Origin of the sequence: Maribacter sp. LLG6340-A2 (genome assembly GCF_045057105.1) — a bacterium.
Lineage (GTDB): Bacteria > Bacteroidota > Bacteroidia > Flavobacteriales > Flavobacteriaceae > Maribacter.
In genome coordinates this window covers 3,506,609-3,530,563 of the sequence record NZ_CP159332.1, presented here as the reverse complement: position 1 = coordinate 3,530,563, position 23,955 = coordinate 3,506,609, and the positions used below count along the sequence as shown (strand labels likewise).

14 protein-coding genes are annotated in these 23,955 nt (G+C 39.9%); 7 read left to right on the top strand and 7 right to left on the bottom strand.

The window, feature by feature from the left end; translation table 11 throughout:
- Positions 1–10: 10 nt before the first annotated feature.
- The gene (gene dnaK, locus ABVM52_RS14855) at positions 11–1,915 is read right to left on the bottom strand and encodes a molecular chaperone DnaK (protein ID WP_405381858.1); all 1,905 of its coding nucleotides are present in this window, start codon (positions 1,913–1,915) and stop codon (positions 11–13) included.
- A 211-nt stretch (positions 1,916–2,126) separates the two neighbouring features.
- Between dnaK and ABVM52_RS14850 the strand changes: the two genes are divergently transcribed.
- Genes ABVM52_RS14850 through ABVM52_RS14840 form a run of 3 tightly spaced genes read left to right on the top strand, consistent with a single transcriptional unit; the run spans position 2,127 to position 6,129 of the window.
- Positions 2,127–3,527, top strand: a complete 1,401-nt coding sequence (locus ABVM52_RS14850) for an L-serine ammonia-lyase (RefSeq protein ID WP_405385140.1) — start codon at positions 2,127–2,129, stop codon at positions 3,525–3,527.
- A 32-nt stretch (positions 3,528–3,559) separates the two neighbouring features.
- Entirely contained in the window at positions 3,560–5,479 is a 1,920-nt protein-coding gene (locus ABVM52_RS14845) for a DUF294 nucleotidyltransferase-like domain-containing protein (RefSeq protein WP_405381856.1), read from the top strand.
- Entirely contained in the window at positions 5,479–6,129 is a 651-nt protein-coding gene (locus ABVM52_RS14840) for a PolC-type DNA polymerase III (RefSeq protein WP_405381854.1), read from the top strand. Before ABVM52_RS14845 ends, ABVM52_RS14840 begins: the two co-directional genes overlap by 1 nt.
- Positions 6,130–6,133: 4 nt before the next feature.
- Here ABVM52_RS14840 and ABVM52_RS14835 read toward each other — a convergent pair whose 3' ends face one another.
- Together ABVM52_RS14835 and ABVM52_RS14830 are read right to left on the bottom strand one after the other, a co-directional pair.
- Entirely contained in the window at positions 6,134–7,090 is a 957-nt protein-coding gene (locus ABVM52_RS14835; protein ID WP_405381852.1) for a phosphoribosylaminoimidazolesuccinocarboxamide synthase, read from the bottom strand.
- A 7-nt stretch (positions 7,091–7,097) separates the two neighbouring features.
- Entirely contained in the window at positions 7,098–8,048 is a 951-nt protein-coding gene (locus tag ABVM52_RS14830; protein WP_405381850.1) for a PhoH family protein, read from the bottom strand.
- Between the two features lie 130 nt (positions 8,049–8,178).
- On the opposite strand from ABVM52_RS14830, the gene ABVM52_RS14825 reads away from it, so the two are divergent.
- A complete protein-coding gene (locus ABVM52_RS14825; RefSeq protein WP_405381848.1) occupies positions 8,179–9,009 on the top strand; it encodes an S-adenosyl-l-methionine hydroxide adenosyltransferase family protein in 831 nt (276 codons plus the stop codon).
- Between the two features lie 267 nt (positions 9,010–9,276).
- Positions 9,277–10,395: a DNA polymerase III subunit beta gene (gene dnaN / locus ABVM52_RS14820; RefSeq protein ID WP_405381846.1), complete on the top strand. Its 1,119-nt coding sequence runs from the start codon at positions 9,277–9,279 to the stop codon at positions 10,393–10,395.
- 74 nt (positions 10,396–10,469) lie between these two features.
- Here dnaN and ABVM52_RS14815 read toward each other — a convergent pair whose 3' ends face one another.
- On the bottom strand, positions 10,470–10,835 hold the full coding sequence (locus ABVM52_RS14815) for a DUF4870 domain-containing protein (RefSeq protein ID WP_405381844.1): 366 nt from the start codon (positions 10,833–10,835) through the stop codon (positions 10,470–10,472).
- A 69-nt stretch (positions 10,836–10,904) separates the two neighbouring features.
- Entirely contained in the window at positions 10,905–11,306 is a 402-nt protein-coding gene (locus ABVM52_RS14810) for a hypothetical protein (protein ID WP_405381842.1), read from the bottom strand.
- Between the two features lie 110 nt (positions 11,307–11,416).
- On the opposite strand from ABVM52_RS14810, the gene mnmE reads away from it, so the two are divergent.
- A complete protein-coding gene (gene mnmE / locus ABVM52_RS14805) occupies positions 11,417–12,814 on the top strand; it encodes a tRNA uridine-5-carboxymethylaminomethyl(34) synthesis GTPase MnmE (protein ID WP_405381840.1) in 1,398 nt (465 codons plus the stop codon).
- Positions 12,815–12,829: 15 nt separating this feature from the next.
- Entirely contained in the window at positions 12,830–13,573 is a 744-nt protein-coding gene (locus tag ABVM52_RS14800; protein ID WP_405381838.1) for a tyrosine-protein phosphatase, read from the top strand.
- 3 nt (positions 13,574–13,576) lie between these two features.
- Here ABVM52_RS14800 and ABVM52_RS14795 read toward each other — a convergent pair whose 3' ends face one another.
- Positions 13,577–21,424 carry a MopE-related protein gene (locus tag ABVM52_RS14795; RefSeq protein WP_405381836.1) on the bottom strand — a complete coding sequence of 2,616 codons (7,848 nt, stop codon included), beginning with the start codon at positions 21,422–21,424 and terminating at the stop codon, positions 13,577–13,579.
- A gap of 128 nt (positions 21,425–21,552) precedes the next feature.
- Positions 21,553–23,940 carry a GumC family protein gene (locus tag ABVM52_RS14790; protein ID WP_405381834.1) on the bottom strand — a complete coding sequence of 796 codons (2,388 nt, stop codon included), beginning with the start codon at positions 23,938–23,940 and terminating at the stop codon, positions 21,553–21,555.
- Between the last annotated feature and the right edge of the window lie 15 nt (positions 23,941–23,955).

The following is a 23,955-nucleotide window of genomic DNA, read 5'->3' as shown; positions in this document are numbered from 1 at the left end:
AATGGTTAATTTATTTAACCTCTTCAAAATCTACGTCTTCTACATTATCACCTTCAGAAGCGCCGCCATCAGCAGTAGGATCTCCTTGTGGAGCTCCAGCACCTTGTGCTTCTGCCTGAGCTTTGTACATTTCCTCTGATGCAACTTTCCAAGCTTCATTTATTTTCTCCAAAGCCGGGTTTATCACCGCAATATCCTTGGTTTCATAAGCAGCTTTCAACTCTGTTAAAGCCTCTTCAATTGGTTTCTTCTTATCATCGGATAATTTATCACCAAATTCCTCTAACTGCTTTTCCGTTTGGAAAATCATACCATCAGCTTCATTAAGCTTATCGGCAGTTTCTTTAGCTTTTTTATCAGACTCGGCATTTGCTTCCGCTTCAGCTTTCATCTTTTTGATTTCCTCTTCAGTCAATCCTGAAGAAGCTTCAATACGGATGTCTTGAGATTTACCTGTAGCCTTATCAGTTGCAGATACTTTAATAATACCGTTTGCATCAATATCAAAAGTTACTTCAATCTGTGGTGTACCTCTTTTTGCCGGTGGAATACCGTCTAAATGGAATCTACCGATAGTCTTGTTATCATTGGCCATAGGTCTTTCCCCTTGCAGCACATGAATCTCAACCGATGGTTGGTTATCCGCTGCCGTAGAGAACACCTGGGACTTTTTAGTTGGTATGGTTGTATTTGCCTCTATCAACTTTGTCATAACACTACCCATAGTTTCAATACCTAATGAAAGTGGCGTAACATCCAACAACAATACATCTTTAACATCTCCTGTCAATACCCCACCTTGAATAGCTGCACCAATGGCAACAACCTCATCTGGGTTAACACCTTTAGAAGGTTTCTTACCAAAGAATTTCTCAACGGCCTCTTGTACCGCTGGTATTCTTGTAGAACCACCAACCAAGATAATTTCATCAATATCGCTCTTGGACAAACCTGCAGATTTCATTGCAGCCTCACAAGGCTCTATGGTTCTTTTTACCAAATCAGCGATCAATTGCTCAAACTTAGACCTGGTCAATGTTCTTACCAAGTGCTTTGGTCCAGAAGCTGTAGCCGTTACATAAGGTAGGTTAATCTCTGTCTGTGCAGAAGATGACAATTCAATTTTTGCTTTCTCCGCTGCTTCACGCAAACGTTGCAAAGCCATTGAATCTTCCCTAAGGTCCATACCTTCTTCAGATTTGAACTCCTCTGCCAACCAATCAATAATTTTTTGATCTACGTCATCACCACCTAAATGGGTATCACCATCCGTAGCCAATACTTCAAAAACACCGTCTCCTAATTCTAGGATAGACACATCATGCGTTCCACCTCCAAAATCGAAAACAACAATTTTTTGATCGGTATCCTTTTTATCCATACCATATGCCAAAGATGCAGAAGTAGGTTCGTTGATAATACGTTCAACCGTTAAACCTGCTATCTCACCAGCTTCTTTAGTAGCTTGTCTTTGCGCATCGTTAAAATATGCCGGTACCGTAATTACGGCACGCGAAACTTCTTGACCTAAATAGTCTTCGGCAGTTTTCTTCATTTTCTGAAGAATCATAGCCGATAATTCTTGTGGAGAATACAAACGACCATCAATATCTACTCTTGGTGTGTCATTATCCCCTTTTACAACTTTATACGGTACTCTTTCCGCTTCCTTACTAGATTCCGAATATTTGTTCCCCATAAATCTCTTAATAGAGTATATGGTTTTGGTAGGGTTAGTAACCGCTTGTCTTTTTGCCGGATCACCTACTTTAATCTCACCACCTTCAACAAAAGCGATAACCGAAGGAGTTGTTCTTTTACCTTCTGCATTCGGAATTACTACTGGTTCATTACCCTCCATTACGGAAACACAGGAATTGGTAGTACCCAAATCTATTCCTATAATCTTACTCATCTTATATATTTTAAATTAGTGCTTTATTTTATAATCGCTAACTAAAGGTCAAACAATATGCCAAGCAAGAAAAACTGACATGATGTCATTGTTACCGTCATAAACCATTTTAATTATGCCATCTAAAGCCTATTACATACCGCTATAAACATTGTAACTTAGCAACACAAAACCATAACGATTGGAAAGAGAAAGTATAAGTATTTTTGATATGCTAAAAATTGGTGTAGGCCCTTCAAGTTCCCACACCTTAGGACCATGGCGTGCTGCCGAGAGATGGTTGGCCAGGCTTGATTCCAGAAATAATCTGGAACTGGTTGAGGAAGTTGTTGTTCACCTATACGGATCGCTATCATTGACCGGCAAAGGACATGCCACGGACTATGCCGTAATGTTAGGTCTATTGGGTATGGACCCAGAGCGTGTTCCTATTGAAGACATAGACCCAATGATCCACACGATCAATCAAAAACATATTTTAAAACTTGATGGTAGGTTTGAAATTGAGTTTGACCCCAAAAAACATATTGTTTTCAATAAAAAATTTCTTCCTTTTCATGCCAACGGTCTAAAGTTTCAAGCAAGGCTTAAATCAGGCAGAAAAATTTCCAAGACCTATTATAGTATTGGCGGTGGATTTGTAGTAAGTGAAGAACGAAAAAATGCCAAGCGTAAAGTAGAAATGTTCAATAAGTTTCCCTACCCCATAGAAAAGGGGGCCGATCTTTTGGAACTTTGCAAAGCCCAGGGAATCAATATTTCTGAAATGGTCTTGCAGAATGAACTATCATTACGGACAGAACAGCAAATTAATTTTGAACTAAAAAGAATATGGAACACCATGCTGGAGTGCATGTATACAGGCTGCCATACAGAAGGTACTTTGCCGGGAGGATTGAACGTAAAACGTAGGGCCTTTGAAATGCATAAGAATTTAAAGAGTGACCTCCCCTATTCCAACCCTGAGGAATGGATGCAAACATTACGACTCACCGAAGTTAAATTCAGGCAAATTTTAAAATGGGTCAGTTGCTTTGCATTAAGTGTCAATGAAGTAAATGCATCATTGGGCCGTGTGGTCACCGCTCCTACCAATGGTAGTGCCGGTGTTATACCTGCCGTATTAATGTACTATATGGTCATTGAAAACCATGCTGGTAACTTTGAACACATAAAACAGTTCCTATTGGTTGCAGGTGAAATAGGTAGCATTTTCAAAAAAGGAGCTACAATCTCCGCCGCAATGGGTGGTTGCCAAGCCGAAATAGGTGTTTCTTCTGCAATGGCGGCAGGTGCGCTGACAGAATTATTGGGAGGTACGCCAGAACAAGTACTCATGGCAGCAGAAATAGCTATGGAACATCATTTGGGACTTACGTGCGATCCTATTGGTGGTCTGGTACAGATACCATGTATAGAAAGAAATTCCATGGGGGCCATAAAAGCAATAAATGCAGCAGAACTGGCCTTGGGGTCAGACCCGTTAGCAGCAAAAGTACCCTTGGACAAAGTTGTACAGACCATGTGGGAAACGGCAAAGGACATGAGCACCAAATACAAAGAAACATCTGAAGGTGGTTTGGCCGTTGGTGTATATTTAAGCGATTGTTAAACCCAGCAAGCAGACCACGATAAATAAAATTTATGAAAAACCTAATCTCTGAAAGAGTAGCAGATTTTATAAAGAATTATCCTCCATTTAATGTGTTGGATGAAAAATCACTATACCTTTTAGCAGAACAAGTACTCATTATTTATAAGGAAAAAAATAGCATTGTATTTTCTGTTGATGAAAACCCCCATTCTCATTTTTATCTTGTTCACAAAGGAGCTGTAACACTAACAAACACTACTACTAATAATATCATAGACTTTTGTGACGAAGGAGATATTTTTGGTTTACGCCCTTTAATAGCAAATGAAAATTATAAGTTAGAGGCCAAAACCCATGAAGAATGTATTCTGTATGGAATTCCTATAGAGGTATTTAGACCAATTGCCAAACAGAATGAAGAGGTATCTGTATTTTTAATGGAAAGTTTTGCTTCCAATACTCGTAACCCCTATTCCAAAAATCAAAAAGGACAACTGTATGGTGTAGAAATAGACAATGATAAAAATAAAGAGGTCAATATTCCAGATTTACAATTGGCCAATTATTCTAAAAAACTTGTCTCCTGCTCAACCAGAACAACCATACAGAAAGCTGCAGAATTAATGACCGAGAACCATATTGGTTCCATTCTGGTAGTGAGCAAAGGATTGCCTGTTGGTATTATTACGGACAAGGATTTACGTAGTAAGGTTATTTCTGGAAATCACCCAATTACCGCTACAGTTAAAACCATCATGACATCTCCCGTAATTACGTATCCAAAAAAACTTACTATTACACAGGCACAAATGGCCATGATGAAGAGCAACATAAGCCATTTGGTCATTACAGAGGACGGCACCGTAAATTCCAAAGCATTGGGTATTATGTCCAAACATGACGTTATGGTTTCTCTTGGGGACAATCCTGCTGTTTTGGTAAAAGCAATTAAAAGAACACAAAAGGTAAAGCAAATTAAACAGCTAAGGAAAAGCGTCATGCTTCTTTTAAGAGGCTATTTGGAACAAAATATTCCTTTAGGGCTAATAGCAAAAATAATTTCAGAACTCAACGATACCTGTATAAAACAAGTAGTGGAACTATCGTTGGCCAAAATGAAAGAAGAGCCACCGGTAAAATTTGCCTGGTTAACACTGGGCAGCCAAGGTAGAAGCGAGCAATTATTACATACCGATCAAGATAATGCCCTTGTCTTTGAAAATGTACCTGAAACAGAATTACCTAAAACCACTTCCTATTTTCTAGGGCTTTCTAAACGAATAACAAAAGGGTTGAACACAATTGGATATGAATATTGTCCTGCAGACATGATGGCTTCTAACCCTAAATGGTGCTTAAGTCTACAGGAATGGAACAATAAGTTATCTTACTGGATCAGTAACCCTGGTCCTAACGAAGTTTTAATGTCCTCCATTTTCTTTGACTACAGTTTAGCGTATGGAGAACGTGATCTATTGGATCAAATGAGCGACCATATTTTTAGAACTGTTGAGAAATATCCAATTTTTCTGGTTCATATTGCAAACGGAGCACTTCAAAGTCCTTCTCCAACAGGCTTTTTCAGACAATTTTTAGTAGAGCAAGACGGGCAGCACAAAGATTTTTTTGACTTGAAAAGTAGAGCGCTTAGACCATTAATAGATGCTGCAAGGGTACTTATACTATCTCATTCCATAAAAGGAATAAGCAATACTTGGGAACGATACGAAAAATTGGCGGAACTGGAACCTAACAACCAAGAATTATATATGGCTTGCTCCTATGCCACTAAAGCCTTGCTGAAATTTAGAACACGACAAGGATTGTTACACCATGATTCCGGTAGGTTTATTGAACTGGAACAATTGACCAAAGAGGAAAAAATGAAATTAAAACGCACATTTAAGGCTATAAAAGGAATTCAAGAATTAATCACCCTACGTTTTAAAGTAGCTAATATTCTAGGCTAATGGGACTTTTTAGTAAATCAAAACCACTACCTCCTTTTTGGACGAATTATGTAAAAAGGTTCAAAGAAAAAGTACCCTCCAATTTAACGGAAATTACATTTGTAGTTTTAGATACGGAAACTACCGGTTTCAGTTTTGATGAAGACCGTATTCTGTCCATTGGAGCGGTAAAGATTAAGCAGGAAACTATTGCAGTTCAAGAGGTACTGGATATTTATTTGGAACAGGAAAAATTCAATAAAGAAAGTGTTCCCGTACATGGTTTGTTAAAAAATGGACAGCGAAATTGTATTACCGAACTAAAAGCCCTGGAGCTATTCTTAGACTATATTGGCAATGCGGTCATTGTTGCACATCATGCCGGATTTGACATGGGAATGCTTAACACGGCCCTTAACAGGAATGGGCTTCCCGACCTTAAAAACAAAGTATTGGATACTGGGGTACTGTATAAAAAAACACTTATAAAATCCTATCTGATTCAACCAAAATCCAATTACACTTTGGATGAGCTTGCCGAAAAATTTTCCATTTCAAAAAAAGATAGGCATACCGCTCTAGGTGATGCCTATATAACCGCAGTGGCATTTTTGAAAATCATTAGCCGATTAAAGGAAAAAAAGAATTTTTCAATTAAAAAGTATTTGTGATAATTTATATACTTTCCAAGTAAGCCAAGACATTTCTATGAATACGATCATGAATTTTACTGGTATCTGCCTTTACAAAAGGTTCACCAATAATATGTTCATATAGCTCTATATACCTTTCAGATACGGATGCAATATACTCATCTGTCATATGTGGCACGGTTTGACCTTCTAATCCCTGAAACCCGTTGGCTATTAGCCATTGCCTAACAAATTCTTTGGAGAGTTGTTTTTGTGGCTCATTATTATCCTGTCTTTCTTGATATCCTTTCTTATAGAAATACCTTGAAGAATCCGGTGTGTGAATTTCATCGATCAGCACTATTTTACCTTCACGGGTTTTTCCAAACTCATATTTGGTATCTACCAAAATTAACCCTCTATCATTGGCTATCTGCGTACCTCTTTCAAAAAGAGCATAGGTATATTTTTCCAAGATTGCATAATCTTCTTCAGATACTATACCTTTTGCAATAATATCCTCTTTGGATATATCTTCGTCATGGTCGCCCATTTCCGCTTTTGTGGCAGGTGTAATAATAGGCGAAGGAAAAGCGTCGTTCTCCTTTAAGCCTTCAGGTAATGGAACACTACAAAGCATTCTTTTACCCGCCTTATATTCCCTAGCTGCGTGACCTGACATATACCCCCTTATCACCATTTCAACTTTAAAAGGTTCACAGGCAACACCCATTGCCACATTTGGATCTGGGGTAGCGGTCAACCAATTAGGAACAATATCTTCTGTCAAAGCCATCATTTTCGTGGCGATTTGATTTAATATCTGACCCTTGTACGGAATACCCTTGGGCATTATGACATCAAATGCCGAAAGCCTATCCGTGGCAACCATTAAAAGAATATCGTTTTCCAAGGTATATACTGTTCTAACCTTGCCTTTATATACATTTTTTTGACCTGGAAAATTAAAATCGGTATCGTAAATAGTATTGTTTAACATGTAGTCGTTAATTCTGGTGTTCTATAGTTTTGTATGCGGAAATAACCTTTTTAACCAATTTATGACGTATAACGTCCTTATCATCTAAATAGATAATGTCAATACCTTCAACATTCTGCAAAATAAGTAAGGCTTCCTTTAAACCGGAAATTGTTCTACGGGGTAAATCTATTTGACCGGGATCGCCGGTAATTAAAAATCGAGCATTCTTACCCATTCTGGTAAGGAACATTTTCATTTGGGCGTGAGTGGTATTCTGTGCCTCATCTAGAATTACAAAGGCATTATCCAAGGTTCTACCCCTCATAAATGCCATAGGAGCAATTTGTATGACACCTGTTTCTATATAATGTGCCAACTTTTCAGCAGGAATCATATCACGAAGTGCATCATAAAGCGGTTGCATATATGGGTCTAACTTCTCCTTTAGATCACCTGGCAAAAAGCCCAGGTTTTCACCTGCTTCTACAGCAGGCCGTGTCAATATTATTTTCCTGACCTGTTTTTCCTTTAACGCTTTTACGGCAAGCGCCACACTGGTATAGGTTTTACCGGTTCCGGCAGGGCCCACAACAAAGACCATATCATTTTTTCTTGCCGCATCTACCAATTTACGCTGATTTGCAGTTTGTGCCTTAATCAATCTACCACTAACTCCATGCAACAACGTTTCCCCACTTTTGGCAGAAGATTTGTCGTCATCTTCAGAACTGGTCAATACGCGTTCTATACTGTTCTCGTCCAGCTTATTATACTTTAGGAAGTATTGAATAAGGAGATCAAACCGCATTTCAAACTCCTCAAGAAGTTCTTCATCACCATAAGCTTTGATCTTATTGCCACGGGCAACGATCTTAAGCTTGGGAAAGTATTTCTTCAATAAGTCAATATGCTCATTTTGCTGTCCAAAAAACTCTCTTGGACTTACTTCTGTTAATTCTAGGATAATTTCGTTCAAACAGTCTTTTTTAGTAAGAATTATAGATAGCGAAGTTTAATTTCCAATCGCTGTTTTTTTGTTTAGTTTTGTAGTTCAAATTTAAGCAAATTTTAAGTTTGACTAATTAAAAACATATCAACATTGCTGTATGGCAATAATTACCCTAACTACGGATTTTGGACTTAAAGATCACTTTGTAGCAGTATTAAAAGGCTCTATATATAGTGAACTGCCCGATGCTAAAATTGTTGATATTTCTCATGACATTATGCCCTTCAATATTCATGAATGTGCATATATTCTTTCTAATTCCTATAAAAGCTTCCCTAAGGGCACCATACATATTGTAGGCGTAGATTCTGAGGAGACCCCAGAAAACAAACATGTAATAGCCTTAATCAACGGGCATTATTTCATTAGTGCCAATACGGGTGTCATTGGCCTAATTACTGAAGAAATGACCCCAGATAAGGTCGTAGAGATCAACCTACCCGATTCAATTGCCAATTCTTTCCCTGTATTAAATGTTTTTATTCAAGTTGCTTGCCATATTGTTAGAGGCGGCACATTGGAAATTGTAGGCAAACCTTTTAACGAACTACAAAAGTTAAGGGAATTTGCTCCAAGAATTGTTGAAGACGGTAAAAAAATAATAGGTAGTGTAATCTATATTGATAATTATGGAAACGTGATTACCAATATTCGTAAAAATTTATTTGAAGCATACCGTAATGGTAGGGATTTTAAACTATTGGTAAGAAATCACAAAATCGATAAAATCCATAAAGCTTACGGGGATTTCATAAATTATGAACAAGAGAAAAGCCAGCGAAAAGGTGCGGGCGACCTTTTAGCCATTTTTAATTCATCGGACTATATAGAATTGGCTATCTTTAAAAGTAATTTAACTACGGTTGGGGGAGCATCTACCCTTTTGGGTCTAGATTATAGGGATACCATAATAGTAGATTTTGAATAATGAAGTTCAAAAGAATTCTTAATAACTTTTATATAGAAGAAGACAGAAAGCAAAAGTTAATAACTATTATAAAATGACCATAAAATGAAGCTGAATGTAACAATACCAATAGTTATACCTAGGCAATAGAACGTTAAAACTGTTAATAAGTTTGTTTCCTTAAAAAGACCAATTAAAATATCTTTGTTGGTAATGAAAACTACTTATAACAAGGAGTTTCAACTAATTTTAAAATAGATTTAAAATTTTACCCATAAAAAATAAATAATGAAATTTATAGTTTCAAGTACTTATTTGCTAAAACAGCTTCAAATTCTAGGAGGTGTTATCAACAACAGTAACACGTTGCCCATTCTAGATAATTTTCTTTTTGACCTACAAAAGGATAAATTAATCGTTTCGGCCTCTGATCTAGAAACCACTATGAGCTCCGTAATCAAGGTAGACTCAGATAACGAAGGTACTATTGCTGTTCCTGCAAGGTTACTTTTAGAAACTTTAAAGACATTTCCTGAGCAACCTTTGACTTTTGTAGTCGAGGATAACAATACTGTAGAAATTAGTTCCAATCATGGTAAATATGCCTTGGCATATGCCGATGGCGCAGAATTTCCAAAGGCAGTGGAATTAACCAGTCCAAGTTCTACCACCTTATTGGGAGATATTCTTGCAACCGCTATCAATAAAACCATTTTTGCTGCAGGTAATGATGATTTAAGACCTGTCATGAGTGGTGTATTCTTTCAGTTTTCACCTGAAAATCTGACTTTTGTTGCCACAGACGCACACAAGTTGGTAAAATACCAACGTACAGATGTAACCGCATCTCAAGTAGCTGAATTTATTATGCCTAAAAAACCATTGACATTGCTTAAAGGTATTTTGGCCGGTAGTGAGTCTGATGTTTTAATAGAGTACAATGAGAGTAATGCCAAATTTACTTTTGAAGAAACTGAACTGATCTGTAGGCTAATTGATGGTAAGTACCCTAATTACGAAGCCGTAATACCAAAAGAAAACCCCAATAAGCTTACAATTGCCAGAAATCAGTTCTTAAGTTCCGTTAGAAGGGTTTCCATATTTTCAAATAAAACAACCCATCAAATTAGATTAAAAATTGCTGGTGCAGAATTAAATATATCTGCAGAGGATATTGATTATTCCAACAAAGCGGAGGAACGTCTAACTTGTTCCTATCAAGGAGATGATATGCAAATAGGCTTTAATTCAAGATTTTTGACAGAGATGTTGAACAACTTAAATTCTGACGATGTTTCCCTAGAAATGAGTTTACCAAACCGCGCAGGGATTTTAACTCCAACAGATGGTTTGGATGAAGGGGAATATGTTACAATGCTAGTAATGCCAGTTATGCTCAATAGTTAATAACCCAACCTATATTATTAAAAAAGGACCATAATAGTATTTATGGTCCTTTTTTTATGCTATATTTTTTTTAATCATGAAATGAACCTTAAGGTACCAAAATAGCTTGGTGATTCTCCATTACTAGCTTTTATGGCATTTACGGCAGGCATAACTATAGACAGGATTCCGGCAAAGATTAAAACCAGGATTCCCAATCCAAATAATAAAATACCCGGTATACCTATGATTAGGTACAAGATAAGTGTAAGTTGAAAATTTATTACAGATTTACCATGCTCATTCATGCCTATGACAGAATCCTTGGTAGTTAACCAAATAACGAGAGGTACTATAAGACCTCCAAAACCGGTTATAAAATCTAAATATTGAGACAAATGTGTTACCACCAAAAGATTGCGGTCTTCACGTAAAACAACACCATTATTTACTAGTTCCATTTTTGATTGATTTTATGATGAATACTATAAATATGACGCATAAATCAGCTAAATGTTACAATAAAGTGGCTATAATTTTCTTTTTAACCTTTTTAACTTCTCATTTTCCTTAATAAGTTTAAGTTGCTTATTGGCAATTTTATCATTGTATTTCTGAATATCCAAAGGTGACAACGAACCTTTTATTTTTCCTTTTTCCAACTGCTCTTTTAACTTTTCAATCTGCTTTTCCTCTTTTGAAATCGATTTTTCTTTAGAAGCAATCTGCTTTTTAAGTTTCTCCGCCTTCTTCTTTTCTGCTATTTCTTTTTTTTCTTTTTTGGCCTTAGCTTCCGCTTTTTCCACTTTTTCCCTGACCATTTTTAATTCTTGTTCCTCAGTAAGTGTATCTGAAGCGTTTTGAGATTCGGTTTGCGCTGTTATAGAAACACATACCATCATAAATAATGTGAATACAATTAATTTTTTCATTTTCCAATTCAATTTTAACCATGTAAAATTACTATTTAAATAGATATGTAAAGACTTTTACGTTTAATAAGAGAATACCATAGCCATTAATAAATGATTATTTTTACAAGATGATTCAGAACGATACCATAATAGCGCTAGCCACTCCTTCAGGTGCGGGGGCCATTGCAATTATTAGAATTTCAGGACCAGAAGCAATCGCCATTGCATCTAACCATTTTGAATCTGTTTCCGGTAAAATACTTGGCAAGCAAAAAAGTCATACCATACATTTAGGATATATTAAGGAAAATAACAATACGTTAGACCAAGTACTTGTTTCAGTTTTTAAAAATCCGCATTCATATACCGGTGAGGACGTAATTGAAATTTCATGTCATGGATCCCCTTTTATTCAACAACAGATTATTCAGTTATTTCTTAGAAATGGTTGTAGAACTGCAGATGCGGGGGAGTTTACTTTAAGAGCCTTTCTTAATGGTAAAATGGATTTAAGTCAGGCAGAAGCAGTTGCGGACCTAATATCCAGTGACAATGCCGCAAGTCACCAAATTGCCATGCAACAAATGCGTGGCGGATTCAGTAATGAGATAAAACATTTACGAACAGAACTTTTAAATTTTGCTTCTTTAATAGAATTGGAACTGGATTTTTCTGAAGAGGATGTGGAATTTGCGGATCGTACCGCATTTAAAAATCTATTGGTCAGAATTCAAAAAGTGCTACAAGGTTTAATCGATTCTTTTGCAGTTGGTAATGTGATTAAGAATGGTATACCCGTTGCCATTGTAGGCGAACCAAATGTGGGCAAATCTACCCTTTTAAATGCGTTCTTAAATGAAGACCGTGCATTGGTATCGGACATTGCGGGAACCACTAGGGACACCATAGAGGATGAGATTTCTATAGGGGGAATAGGGTTCCGGTTTATAGACACCGCAGGAATTCGAGAAACCGATGATGTGGTTGAAGGAATGGGTATTAAAAAAACCTTTGAGAAAATTGAACAGGCTCAGGTAGTGTTGTTATTGGTAGACGGATCAAAGCTTTTGACAGATGACCAAAAGTTAAAAAATATTGTAATCGATTTTGAAAAAATAAAAAATCGAAATCCGTTAAAACCATTGGTTCTTTTAGTGAACAAAGCGGATACCCTTTCAGAAATCGATAAAGAAAAAATTACTTCTTATATAAATGAAGTAAAATATCTTTCAGCAAAAACAGGAGAAGGTGTTGAAGAATTACAAAACAGTCTTTTAGAATTTGTAAATACCGGTGCACTTCGCAATAATGAAACTATTGTAACCAATACACGTCACTATAACGCTCTGTTAAAAGCATTGGAAGAAATAGAAAAAGTACAAATGGGGATGGATGTAGACCTATCAAGTGACCTATTGGCAATAGATGTAAAGCAAGCACTTTATCATTTAGGTGAAATCACCGGTCAAGTCACGAATGACGAGTTATTAGGAAATATTTTCGCTAATTTTTGTATCGGCAAATAAAAACCAATAAAATTTATGTTCAGTTTTTTTACTAAAAAGCATTTTTTAATTGACCATTTAGAAGGTTTTATAGATATTCATAATCATATTCTTCCGGGGATAGATGACGGGGCAAAATCTATAGAAGATTCCATTGAACTTATAAAAGGTTTTAAGGAATTTGGTGTTATGGATTTTATTTGCACACCGCACATCATGGAAAATTACTACCCTAATGACCCTACTACTATCAACAAAGCCCAATTACTTTTAAAAAATGGGCTTAAAATGAATGGTCTGGATCATATTAATATTGATGTCGCAGCAGAGCACATGATAGATTCCGGTTTTGAAAAATTAATCGATGATAAGAAAATTATGCCATTGGCCAATAATTATCTTTTAATTGAAATGTCTTACTTACAGGCATCAATAAATTTTAATGAAGCAGTATCCCTAATTAAACAAAATGGGTTTCATCCAATTTTGGCCCATCCTGAGCGCTATGCTTATTTAAAAAGCAAAAAAAATATTTATACACATTATAAAACAGAAGGTATCTTTTTCCAACTTAATATGTTATCCCTGGGAGCACTTTATGGTAACACAGTACAAAAAACCGCCTTTAAGTTATTAGAAGATAAAAAATTTGATTTTTTAGCTTCAGATGTTCATCATATTAACCATATCAAGGAATTAAAAAATATTAAAATAAAAATAAAGCATAAACCAATAATTGAATCATTAGTGCAGAATACAATCTATAATTTTTTACATTAATAGTTATTCTCTTTTAATCAATACTCTTTTTTGTACAATTATTCCATTCATTGAGTTTGCCATTATAGTATATGTACCTGAATTATATTCAGCAACATCTATTGTAATGGATTCATTATTTAAAATATTTATAGTTTTAAGTAATCTACCTAGGGTGTCAAAGATTTGAATATCACTCACTTCTACATCATTTGAGAAATTGATAGTCAATAAATCTGATACGGGATTTGGAGATAAGATCATGTTATGTGATATAACCTTAGGATTCTTATCATTTGAATCTAATAATTCTATTTCATTATTTCCAAACGATTTTGCCGAAGAACTACCCGCGCTCAGGTTGACCACCTCAAGGTTGTCGTAATAGGCCGTACCGCCGGTGCCGCTCGCATAGTTGCTGAACATCCAAAGGTCGATCGTCGATATCCCAGCGGGGACCGTGACCGTGGTCTCGTAGCGGCCCCAGGCGGAACCGTAGTTGAACGATGCAAGGGAGTTGTTAGGGGAATCGTCGCGGTTCACCTCAAGGCGGGCGATACCGCTGCCGTCCATCCCGTCGAGTCCGATGAAAAGCTCGTCCCCAGCCGAGATACCGTGCTCCGACAAGCGGATCGTAAGCCGGTAATGGCCCCAGGGCTGGCCGCCGTCGACGTTCACCACCTCGATGCCGCAGGCACTCCCGTTGGTGAACGTCTCCGTACCGTTGACCGCGTCCACGCCCCCCACGAAGTCCCCCAGGGGAAGCGTCAGGCCAGCTGCATCGTTGGTCAGTCCGTCAGGGCATTCCACGAAGCAATCCAGGCCTTCGTCCACCTCGCCGTCGCAGTCGTTGTCGATCCCGTCGCACACCTCCGTGTTGCCCGGGTACGAGAGCGCCTCCCCGTCGTCGCAGTCCGTGCCGTCCTCGACATAGCCAGCGGGAGCCCCGCATGCCTCCACGGATACCTCGGGGTCACCGAAGCCGTCGCCGTCCGTATCCGCATAATAGGTGGTCAGGACAAAATCCTCGTCAACCTCACCGTCGCAATCGTTGTCGATCCCGTCGCACACCTCCGCGTTGCCAGGGTACGAGAGCGCCTCGCCGTCGTCGCAGTCCGTGCCGTCCTCGACATAGCCAGCGGGAGCCCCGCATGCCTCCACGGATACCTCAGGGTCACCGAAGCCGTCGCCGTCCGTATCCGCATAATAGGTGGTCAGCTCAAAGCCCTCGTCCACCTCGCCGTCGCAGTCGTTGTCGATCCCGTCGCACACCTCCGCGTTGCCAGGGTAAGAGAGCGCCTCCCCGTCGTCGCAGTCCGTGGCGTCCTCGACATAGCCCGAGGGAACGCTGCATGCCTCCACGGATACCTCAGGGTCACCGAAGCCGTCACCGTCCGTATCCGCGTAATAAAGACGGTACCCGTCGCCGTCGCAAGGTGGTACCGCGCTCAGGTTGACCACCTCAAGGTTGTCGTAATAGGCCGTACCGCCGGTGCCGCTCGCATAGTTGCTGAACATCCAAAGGTCGATCGTCGATATCCCAGCGGGGACCGTGACCGTGGTCTCGTAGCGGCCCCAGGCGGAACCGTAGTTGAACGATGCAAGGGAGTTGTTAGGGGAATCGTCGCGGTTCACCTCAAGGCGGGCGATACCGCTGCCGTCCATCCCGTCGAGTCCGATGAAAAGCTCGTCCCCAGCCGAGATACCGTGCTCCGACAAACGGATCGTAAGCCGGTAATGGCCCCAGGGCTGGCCGCCGTCGACGTTCACCACCTCGATGCCGCAGGCACTCCCGTTGGTGAACGTCTCCGTACCGTTGACCGCGTCCACGCCCCCCACGAAGTCCCCCAGGGGAAGCGTCAGGCCAGCTGCATCGTTGGTCAGTCCTTCAGGGCATTCCACGAAGCAATCCAGGCCTTCGTCCACCTCGCCGTCGCAGTCGTTGTCGATCCCGTCGCACACCTCCGTGTTGCCCGGGTACGAGAGCGCCTCCCCGTCGTCGCAGTCCGTGCCGTCCTCGACATAGCCAGCGGGAGCCCCGCATGCCTCCACGGATACCTCGGGGTCACCGAAGCCGTCGCCGTCCGTATCCGCATAATAGGTGGTCAGGACAAAATCCTCGTCAACCTCACCGTCGCAATCGTTGTCGATCCCGTCGCACACCTCCGCGTTGCCAGGGTACGAGAGCGCCTCGCCGTCGTCGCAGTCCGTGCCGTCCTCGACATAGCCAGCGGGAGCCCCGCATGCCTCCACGGATACCTCAGGGTCACCGAAGCCGTCGCCGTCCGTATCCGCATAATAGGTGGTCAGCTCAAAGCCCTCGTCCACCTCGCCGTCGCAGTCGTTGTCGATCCCGTCGCACACCTCCGCGTTGCCAGGGTAAGAGAGCGCCTCCCCGTCGTCGCAGTCCGTGGCGTCCTCGACATAGCCCGAGGGAACGCTGCATGCCTCCACGGATACCTCAGGGTCACCGAAGCCGTCACCGTCCGTATCCGCGTAATAAAGACGGTACCCGTCGCCGTCGCAAGGTGGTACCGCGCTCAGGTTGACCACCTCAAGGTTGTCGTAATAGGCCGTACCGCCGGTGCCGCTCGCATAGTTGCTGAACATCCAAAGGTCGATCGTCGATATCCCAGCGGGGACCGTGACCGTGGTCTCGTAGCGGCCCCAGGCGGAACCGTAGTTGAACGATGCAAGGGAGTTGTTAGGGGAATCGTCGCGGTTCACCTCAAGGCGGGCGATACCGCTGCCGTCCATCCCGTCGAGTCCGATGAAAAGCTCGTCCCCAGCCGAGATACCGTGCTCCGACAAACGGATCGTAAGCCGGTAATGGCCCCAGGGCTGGCCGCCGTCGACGTTCACCACCTCGATGCCGCAGGCACTCCCGTTGGTGAACGTGTCCGTACCGTTGACCGCGTCCACGCCCCCCACGAAGTCCCCCAGGGGAAGCGTCAGGCCAGCTGCGTCGTTGGTCAGTCCGTCAGGGCATTCCACGAAGCAATCCAGGCCTTCGTCCACCTCGCCGTCGCAGTCGTTGTCGATCCCGTCGCACACCTCCGTGTTGCCCGGGTACGAGAGCGCCTCCCCGTCGTCGCAGTCCGTGCCGTCCTCGACATAGCCAGCGGGAGCCCCGCATGCCTCCACGGATACCTCGGGGTCACCGAAGCCGTCGCCGTCCGTATCCGCATAATAGGTGGTCAGGACAAAATCCTCGTCAACCTCACCGTCGCAATCGTTGTCGATCCCGTCGCACACCTCCGCGTTGCCAGGGTACGAGAGCGCCTCGCCGTCGTCGCAGTCCGTGCCGTCCTCGACATAGCCAGCGGGAGCCCCGCATGCCTCCACGGATACCTCAGGGTCACCGAAGCCGTCGCCGTCCGTATCCGCATAATAGGTGGTCAGCTCAAAGCCCTCGTCCACCTCGCCGTCGCAGTCGTTGTCGATCCCGTCGCACACCTCCGCGTTGCCAGGGTAAGAGAGCGCCTCCCCGTCGTCGCAGTCCGTGGCGTCCTCGACATAGCCCGAGGGAACGCTGCATGCCTCCACGGATACCTCAGGGTCACCGAAGCCGTCACCGTCCGTATCCGCGTAATAAAGACGGTACCCGTCGCCGTCGCAAGGTGGTACCGCGCTCAGGTTGACCACCTCAAGGTTGTCGTAATAGGCCGTACCGCCGGTGCCGCTCGCATAGTTGCTGAACATCCAAAGGTCGATCGTCGATATCCCAGCGGGGACCGTGACCGTGGTCTCGTAGCGGCCCCAGGCGGAACCGTAGTTGAACGATGCAAGGGAGTTGTTAGGGGAATCGTCGCGGTTCACCTCAAGGCGGGCGATACCGCTGCCGTCCATCCCGTCGAGTCCGATGAAAAGCTCGTCCCCAGCCGAGATACCGTGCTCCGACAAACGGATCGTAAGCCGGTAATGGCCCCAGGGCTGGCCGCCGTCGACGTTCACCACCTCGATGCCGCAGGCACTCCCGTTGGTGAACGTGTCCGTACCGTTGACCGCGTCCACGCCCCCCACGAAGTCCCCCAGGGGAAGCGTCAGGCCAGCTGCGTCGTTGGTCAGTCCGTCAGGGCAAGTTTCACTTCCTGTAACATCTTCTTCTACATTTACAAATATGTTACTAGTATCACTTAGACCATTCCCATCAGTAACAGTCAAGAAAACTTCATAATTACCAACCGAAACAAAAGTGTGTTGAGGATTTACAATATTTGATTGTGACCCATCCCCAAAATCCCAAGCATAGGAAACAACACCTATATCATCCGTAGAATTATCACCAGTAAATTGAACATTTAAAGGCGCTATTCCCGATACTTTATCAGCCGATAAAACGGATACAGGAGCACTGTTGTTGGTACTTGAACCATTTACCGTTATATATGCAGTTTTTTCATCTTTTAAGCCGTTATAGTCATAAACTGTTAAGCTAACTAGATAAACCCCCGGAAGTGAATATATATGTGATGGATTTTGAATATTTGAGGTAGTATCATCTCCAAATCTCCAAATATAGTTATCAATACCGTCTTGAATATCATTATCATACGAAGTACTGGAATCAAATATTACATTTAATGGAGCATTGCCCACCATAGGTGTAGCAGTAAAATCTGCTGTTGGAGGATGATTGCCTCCGGTAGCCGTTAAATTGATAATTTTTAAATTATCAAAATACGCCAAGCCTGGTGAGTTGTTTGCGTAGTTACTAAATAACCAAATATCAAAAGTTTGTGTATTTTCAGGAACAATAAAAGATGATTTTAAAGTTGACCAATTTTGCGAAAAATCACCACTAATTAATGGAGGTCGCGAATTGGTATTATTCTGGCGAACCTCATAACGTGGAGAAACTTCGCCTTTACCATCCAATTCAATTGAAATTTCATCGCCAGCTTCAATACCAAACTGATTTAAATTTACTGATATAGTAAAGCGAGCAAATGGTTCATTTACATCATTGTTGACAATTTGCAATGCACATTCAGAACCATTGACTTCCAAATTTGTACCATTGGCCTCATCCAGCCCAGTGTTGAGCACTCCTGATGTTATAAATATTGAACTATCTCCATTTGTTAAGTAATTTGGACAACCTTCCTCTGAATTTTCTTGAACTAAACTAAAGTAAATGGTAGTTGGGCAGCCATCTGGGGTTGTCAAAACAAATTGACCCTCATTTGAGGTGTCAACCAAACCATTATTTCTATCTGGGTTATTCCATGGCGCCAAACCAAAATCCGGTGTCACGTATGTATCTATTTGATAAGCGTTTTCTGCAGTAAATTTATCTGAATCCTGAATATTACTGTAAGTTGGCCCGTCATATTGTGGTGTGGTCAAAATATATTCACCGGTGTAATCCGGTGTGGGTCTAATAAACACTTCTGAACCTTCTGGTGCAGTTACAATATTGCTAGTTATCCAAGTTCCATTTACCCCTATTTTATATTGTGCCGTTAGGTAATTTCCATCACAAATAGTAATATTCGGATTATTGGTATTTAAGCCTTCTTGATACATTGCTCTTATTTCTGCAGGTTCCAATACTTTATTATATACCTTAAGCAAGTCTATTTTACCACTAATCTCATCAGTTATACCGCTGGTATTTCCATAATCTGGAATACCTTCAATACCTGAAGCCGGTGGGTTGTTTGGATTATCTGGGTCATACCTATGATCATAAAATCCTGAGACCGTATATTTGCTCTGCCTTAACCCATTATTGTTCATGTCTATTAAACCACTCACCTTTCTATTGCAAACCTCTACTCCATTAGCATATAGTATGGCTGTATCCCCATCGTATGTTGCCGCTAAATGTACCCAAGTATCCAAGGGAGCATAACCCGCATAACAATCTAGAGGACTATTTGCATTAAAAGCCCACTTATAAAGGGTATTGTGAAACCCAAAAAAAAGTTGTGGATAGTCATGACTGAATATACCCACATTCGCTATTTTTCCATTAGCCTCTGGTATACCACTATTACTATTTCTATATACCCATGCAGATATTGTTATAGAATTGGCCGTAGATGCCAATTCATCACTATAATCTATTTCCAATAACGAATTACTGTTAAATTCCAAACCATCAAACTCAATAGCGTTACCTATAACACCATCTGACCAAGAAAATTGATTAGGTTGTTCTACATCACCATCATCATTACGTTGTACAATTGTACCATGATGACCATATTGTGAATTATCTATGGCATTTAATTCTTGGCCAGACTCATCAAACTGCATATCCAAAACCAAGTTGGAATTGTTAATCAATGGTACTTCTGAACCTATTTGTATGGTATGGGCAATGGAAGGAACCCCATTAGCATCAAGACCAAATAACATATAATATCCAGGCGGCAATAATTCCCGTTCCGGAATTTCTATATTATAATTATTTGCGTTTGCAGTAAAATCAACAGAAATTCTACGTTGTTCATTATTTGTTGAATGTGTAGCTGCGGAAAAACGTATTAAACTAAATTCCTGAATTCCAGGAGTAGCCTCTATAGAAATAGTTGAATTATAGCCTGTGTTTTCAGGACCATTAATTATCTGTGGTCTTTCAGCTAAAGTATTATCTGGATTAAATAGGTATGGCGGACTATATATTTCCGCATCCATATGATTTACGCAATCCTCAGTACTATCACATAAACCACCACCACCGACAAAAACCCTACCATCTACCATTAAAATGGCCACACTATGATATGTACGTGGTATCTGCATAGCTGCAACAGACCGCCATCCTGTATTCTCGTTGAAAATTTCCGCTCCCTTAACAGCAGTGACATCGGTAAAAACAGCTGCATATTCTAACCCTCCTGTTATAAGTACCTCTCCATTAGGTAGTACTGTACTATTATGCATTGTTCTTGGACGTGACATATTACCTACATAGGTAACATTAGGCATATTCCCAAAACCAATTCCATTTAAATCTATTATAAATGAATTATCCCTAGCAGGAACAGTTCCAATGTCGTCATCACCATAAGCACCAGCACCGCCTGTCTTTAAGATTTTACCAATATCATACATAACGGTATTACCTTTCATCGAATAATAATCCCTAACATTCTGAACATTATCCTGACGTATTCCCGCTTCAACGATATGACCACCAGGTACATCTACATCTATCCAGTGCATCATTTCACTAGGCCCAGCATGAAATAGCTTACCATTAGGAGCAGGCCATAACCATACATGATTATCTATTCTATAATTTCCTTGATTTTCTTCTGCATAATCTGCATTGACAAAAATATCCTCACCATGAATATTAGGTAATTTTTGCCAACCAGTTAATGTTGAGTAAAGCTCTGCATCTCTCTTACCATAAAAACCACCACTCCATGAACCACCAATTGTAAAAACAGAGCCATCCTTTAAAGTTACATTTCCTTGATAGCCCCTAGGTATATTCATTTGATCTGCAACAGTCCATGAATTGGTCCTCCAATCATAAATACTAGTTTTTTCACTACTTGTGCCACCGGCCGATAAAATTCTACCATCCGCTAGATTGTTAATCCCGGGACAAAACATGTCATGATCGGTGTTACTTGTAAAAGTTCCAAGGGCCGCACCCTTACCATCAATACCACCTCTGGGATCAAAAAGTTCAGTAAAGGTGGTTCCGTCTCCTTCAACTACAAAAGTATCCCTAAACTGTGAAGACCAAGTAATTAAATTTCCATTGGGTAAATTAGCTACTGCAACCGGAACGATACCGAACTGAATAGGATCACTCCATTCCCCATCAACACTCTTGTTCTGAGCAACTAAAAATTGAAAATTGGTTAAAACACAAAACCAAATAAAAGATATGAGAATTCGCCCCATAATGATAATTTAAACTATTAAACATTGGGGGCTTTGACATAAATTTAATCAATACGAAAAATCTATGTATACAAAAGTAGAATTACTCGATGAATATAAACATTATAACGACAAACGATCACTGACAATTAGGAAAATACTTGCCACCATTTTTTAGTTTTAATTCCATAACCATAGCCATATTTACCTCCATAGCCGAGATTGCTCTCTTTAACATCATTGACTACAAAATTAAGACCAACAAGTTTTCCTTCTTTCTGTAAGGAAATAGGAAAATCAACAACCTTGGTTTCTGTAATATGAGCCCTGGTTACGTAAATAGTATGATTTACATATGGAGAAATTAGAAGTGTATCTGTTACTACCATCAATGGAGCTGAATCTATAATGACGTAATCATATTTTTGAGAAACTTCCTCAATTAAATTTTTAAATCGATCACCCATTAATAATTCTGAAGGATTGGGTAAGATTTTCCCAGAATAAATTACATCAATTGTATTATTATGGACTAGCATGGTTTTTATCAATTCATCAGAAGAAATTGAGTGATCCATCAAGTATTCTGACAACCCTAAGTTGCTGTTCTTCTTAGACTTACCTAAAACATCTACATTTTTATCTTCTTTAAAAAAGTCTGTTAATTTAGGATTTCTAATATCAGCTCCTATTAGTAAAACTTTTTTCTTTGTACTGGAAAAAATCATTGAAAGATTAGAAGAAACAAAGGTTTTTCCTTCTCCGGAAACACTAGATGTCACTAATACAACATTGTTCTTATTGACCGAATTTTTAGATTTAATCAGGTAATCTAAATTGGTTCTTAAAATCCTTAACGATTCTGCCAATACCGATCTATCATCCTCATGGATATATTTTTGGGATTTTTTATCAATACTTGGTAGTTCTGCCAAAACAGGATAATTCCCAATAACCTTTTCAAGCATAGATTTACTATGAACCTTATTATCTAATAAGTTATGCGTATACAAAAGGGAAAATGGTATAATTAACCCCAATAACAAAGCAGCCAAATAAATTTTAAATTTATTTGGTGAAATTGGCTTATCATCAGTTAAATATGCACTATCTATTACCTTTGATTTTGGTGCGGTTGAAGCCAATGCTACTTGTGACTCTTCCCTTCTTTGTAATAAGTAAAGATATAGTGATTCTGTTGTTTCCTGTTTTCTTGTAATATCCCTTAATGCTCTTTCATTTTTTGGTGCGGAATATATTCTGGAATTTATTCTTGACTGTTGTTTACTAAGATTATTTACGGTTAAGGACAAATTATTTTCCATAGCCCCTAAACTAGCGGCCAATCCATTCTTAATACTTTGTAGCTCTTCATTTAAACCAACTATAACCGGGTTTTTTTCATTAGAACTTTTTAACAACCTATTTCTTTCTTGCAAGAGCTGATTATACTTTGCAGTGCTATTGGCAATAGAAGGATCAGAAATACCGATATTTGAAGGCAAGGTTTCATTGGTATCATTTTGATCCGTAACTATCTCCTTCATTGCCGAAGCAATATTCAACTGATTTCGATAATTCTCAAGTTCTTGTTGATTTGCAGCACCTACGTTTAAATTAATATTGGCTTGCGACTGTAAATCAGCCAAACCTCTATCTGTTTTAAATTCTTGGGCAGTTTGGTCAACCGTTGCCAAATTAGAGTAAATATCCGAAATTCTTTCATTAATGAACTTAAATGTTCTGTCTGCTATTTCTTTTTTATCCAAAACAGCATTAGTGTTGTATACATTTATAAGTTCATCAAGAATCCCGATACCTTTTTCTGGTATTGGATGCTCAATGGAGAGCGTCAAAATTTTAGAAAATTCATCTATGGTCGATATTTTAACCATATTTTTAAAATTTTGGGCTACAACGGTAATTGGATTGACGATTATTTTAATATCCTCACCTTCATATCCATTAAAAAATTGAATGTTTGGTGTTATAATTACATCGCCTATAGGTGTTTTAATATTTTTACCAAAAGAATAAATTTTTGGAAGTTCATCTTCTTTATTCCTTAACTTAAAGTTACTTTTTGAGGTTAATTCAATAAAGAATACATGCTTTGCATTGTATAATAAAGAATCAGGAGATAGAAAATTTATATTAATTGGTACTTTTTTATAAATTTCAGATTCTTTTATATCCCCAACATGACTAAAAGTCACGTTAGCCTTTAAATTCTTAACAACCTCAATAAAATTTGATCTTGAATTTAAAACTTCTATCTCATCTTCTACTTCATTTTGTTTTCCGCCTAAAAAATCCAAATCCTTAAAAACAGCAAGTTCAGAAGAAGCTCCTTTTTCTTCTAAAATTTGGATTTTAGCACTGATATCATATCTAGGAACCGCATATCTGTTATAAATATAAGCAGCACCCAATAAAATAATGATCGCCAACAAGAACCAATACCAACGTTTAGCATAACTAACAACAATATCATTTAAATCTTGTTCTTGTTGAAAACCTTTAGAGATAGTATTCATAAATATGTAATGAAT

Bases quoted from the DNA above. Each gene is read 5' to 3' on its own strand.
- dnaK (WP_405381858.1), bottom strand. From the start codon at position 1,915: ATGAGTAAGATTATAGGAATAGATTTGGGTACTACCAATTCCTGTGTT.
- ABVM52_RS14850 (WP_405385140.1), top strand. From the start codon at position 2,127: ATGCTAAAAATTGGTGTAGGCCCTTCAAGTTCCCACACCTTAGGACCA.
- ABVM52_RS14845 (WP_405381856.1), top strand. From the start codon at position 3,560: ATGAAAAACCTAATCTCTGAAAGAGTAGCAGATTTTATAAAGAATTAT.
- ABVM52_RS14840 (WP_405381854.1), top strand. From the start codon at position 5,479: ATGGGACTTTTTAGTAAATCAAAACCACTACCTCCTTTTTGGACGAAT.
- ABVM52_RS14835 (WP_405381852.1), bottom strand. From the start codon at position 7,090: ATGTTAAACAATACTATTTACGATACCGATTTTAATTTTCCAGGTCAA.
- ABVM52_RS14825 (WP_405381848.1), top strand. From the start codon at position 8,179: ATGGCAATAATTACCCTAACTACGGATTTTGGACTTAAAGATCACTTT.
- dnaN (WP_405381846.1), top strand. From the start codon at position 9,277: ATGAAATTTATAGTTTCAAGTACTTATTTGCTAAAACAGCTTCAAATT.
- ABVM52_RS14815 (WP_405381844.1), bottom strand. From the start codon at position 10,835: ATGGAACTAGTAAATAATGGTGTTGTTTTACGTGAAGACCGCAATCTT.
- ABVM52_RS14810 (WP_405381842.1), bottom strand. From the start codon at position 11,306: ATGAAAAAATTAATTGTATTCACATTATTTATGATGGTATGTGTTTCT.
- mnmE (WP_405381840.1), top strand. From the start codon at position 11,417: ATGATTCAGAACGATACCATAATAGCGCTAGCCACTCCTTCAGGTGCG.
- ABVM52_RS14800 (WP_405381838.1), top strand. From the start codon at position 12,830: ATGTTCAGTTTTTTTACTAAAAAGCATTTTTTAATTGACCATTTAGAA.
- ABVM52_RS14795 (WP_405381836.1), bottom strand. From the start codon at position 21,424: ATGGGGCGAATTCTCATATCTTTTATTTGGTTTTGTGTTTTAACCAAT.
- ABVM52_RS14790 (WP_405381834.1), bottom strand. From the start codon at position 23,940: ATGAATACTATCTCTAAAGGTTTTCAACAAGAACAAGATTTAAATGAT.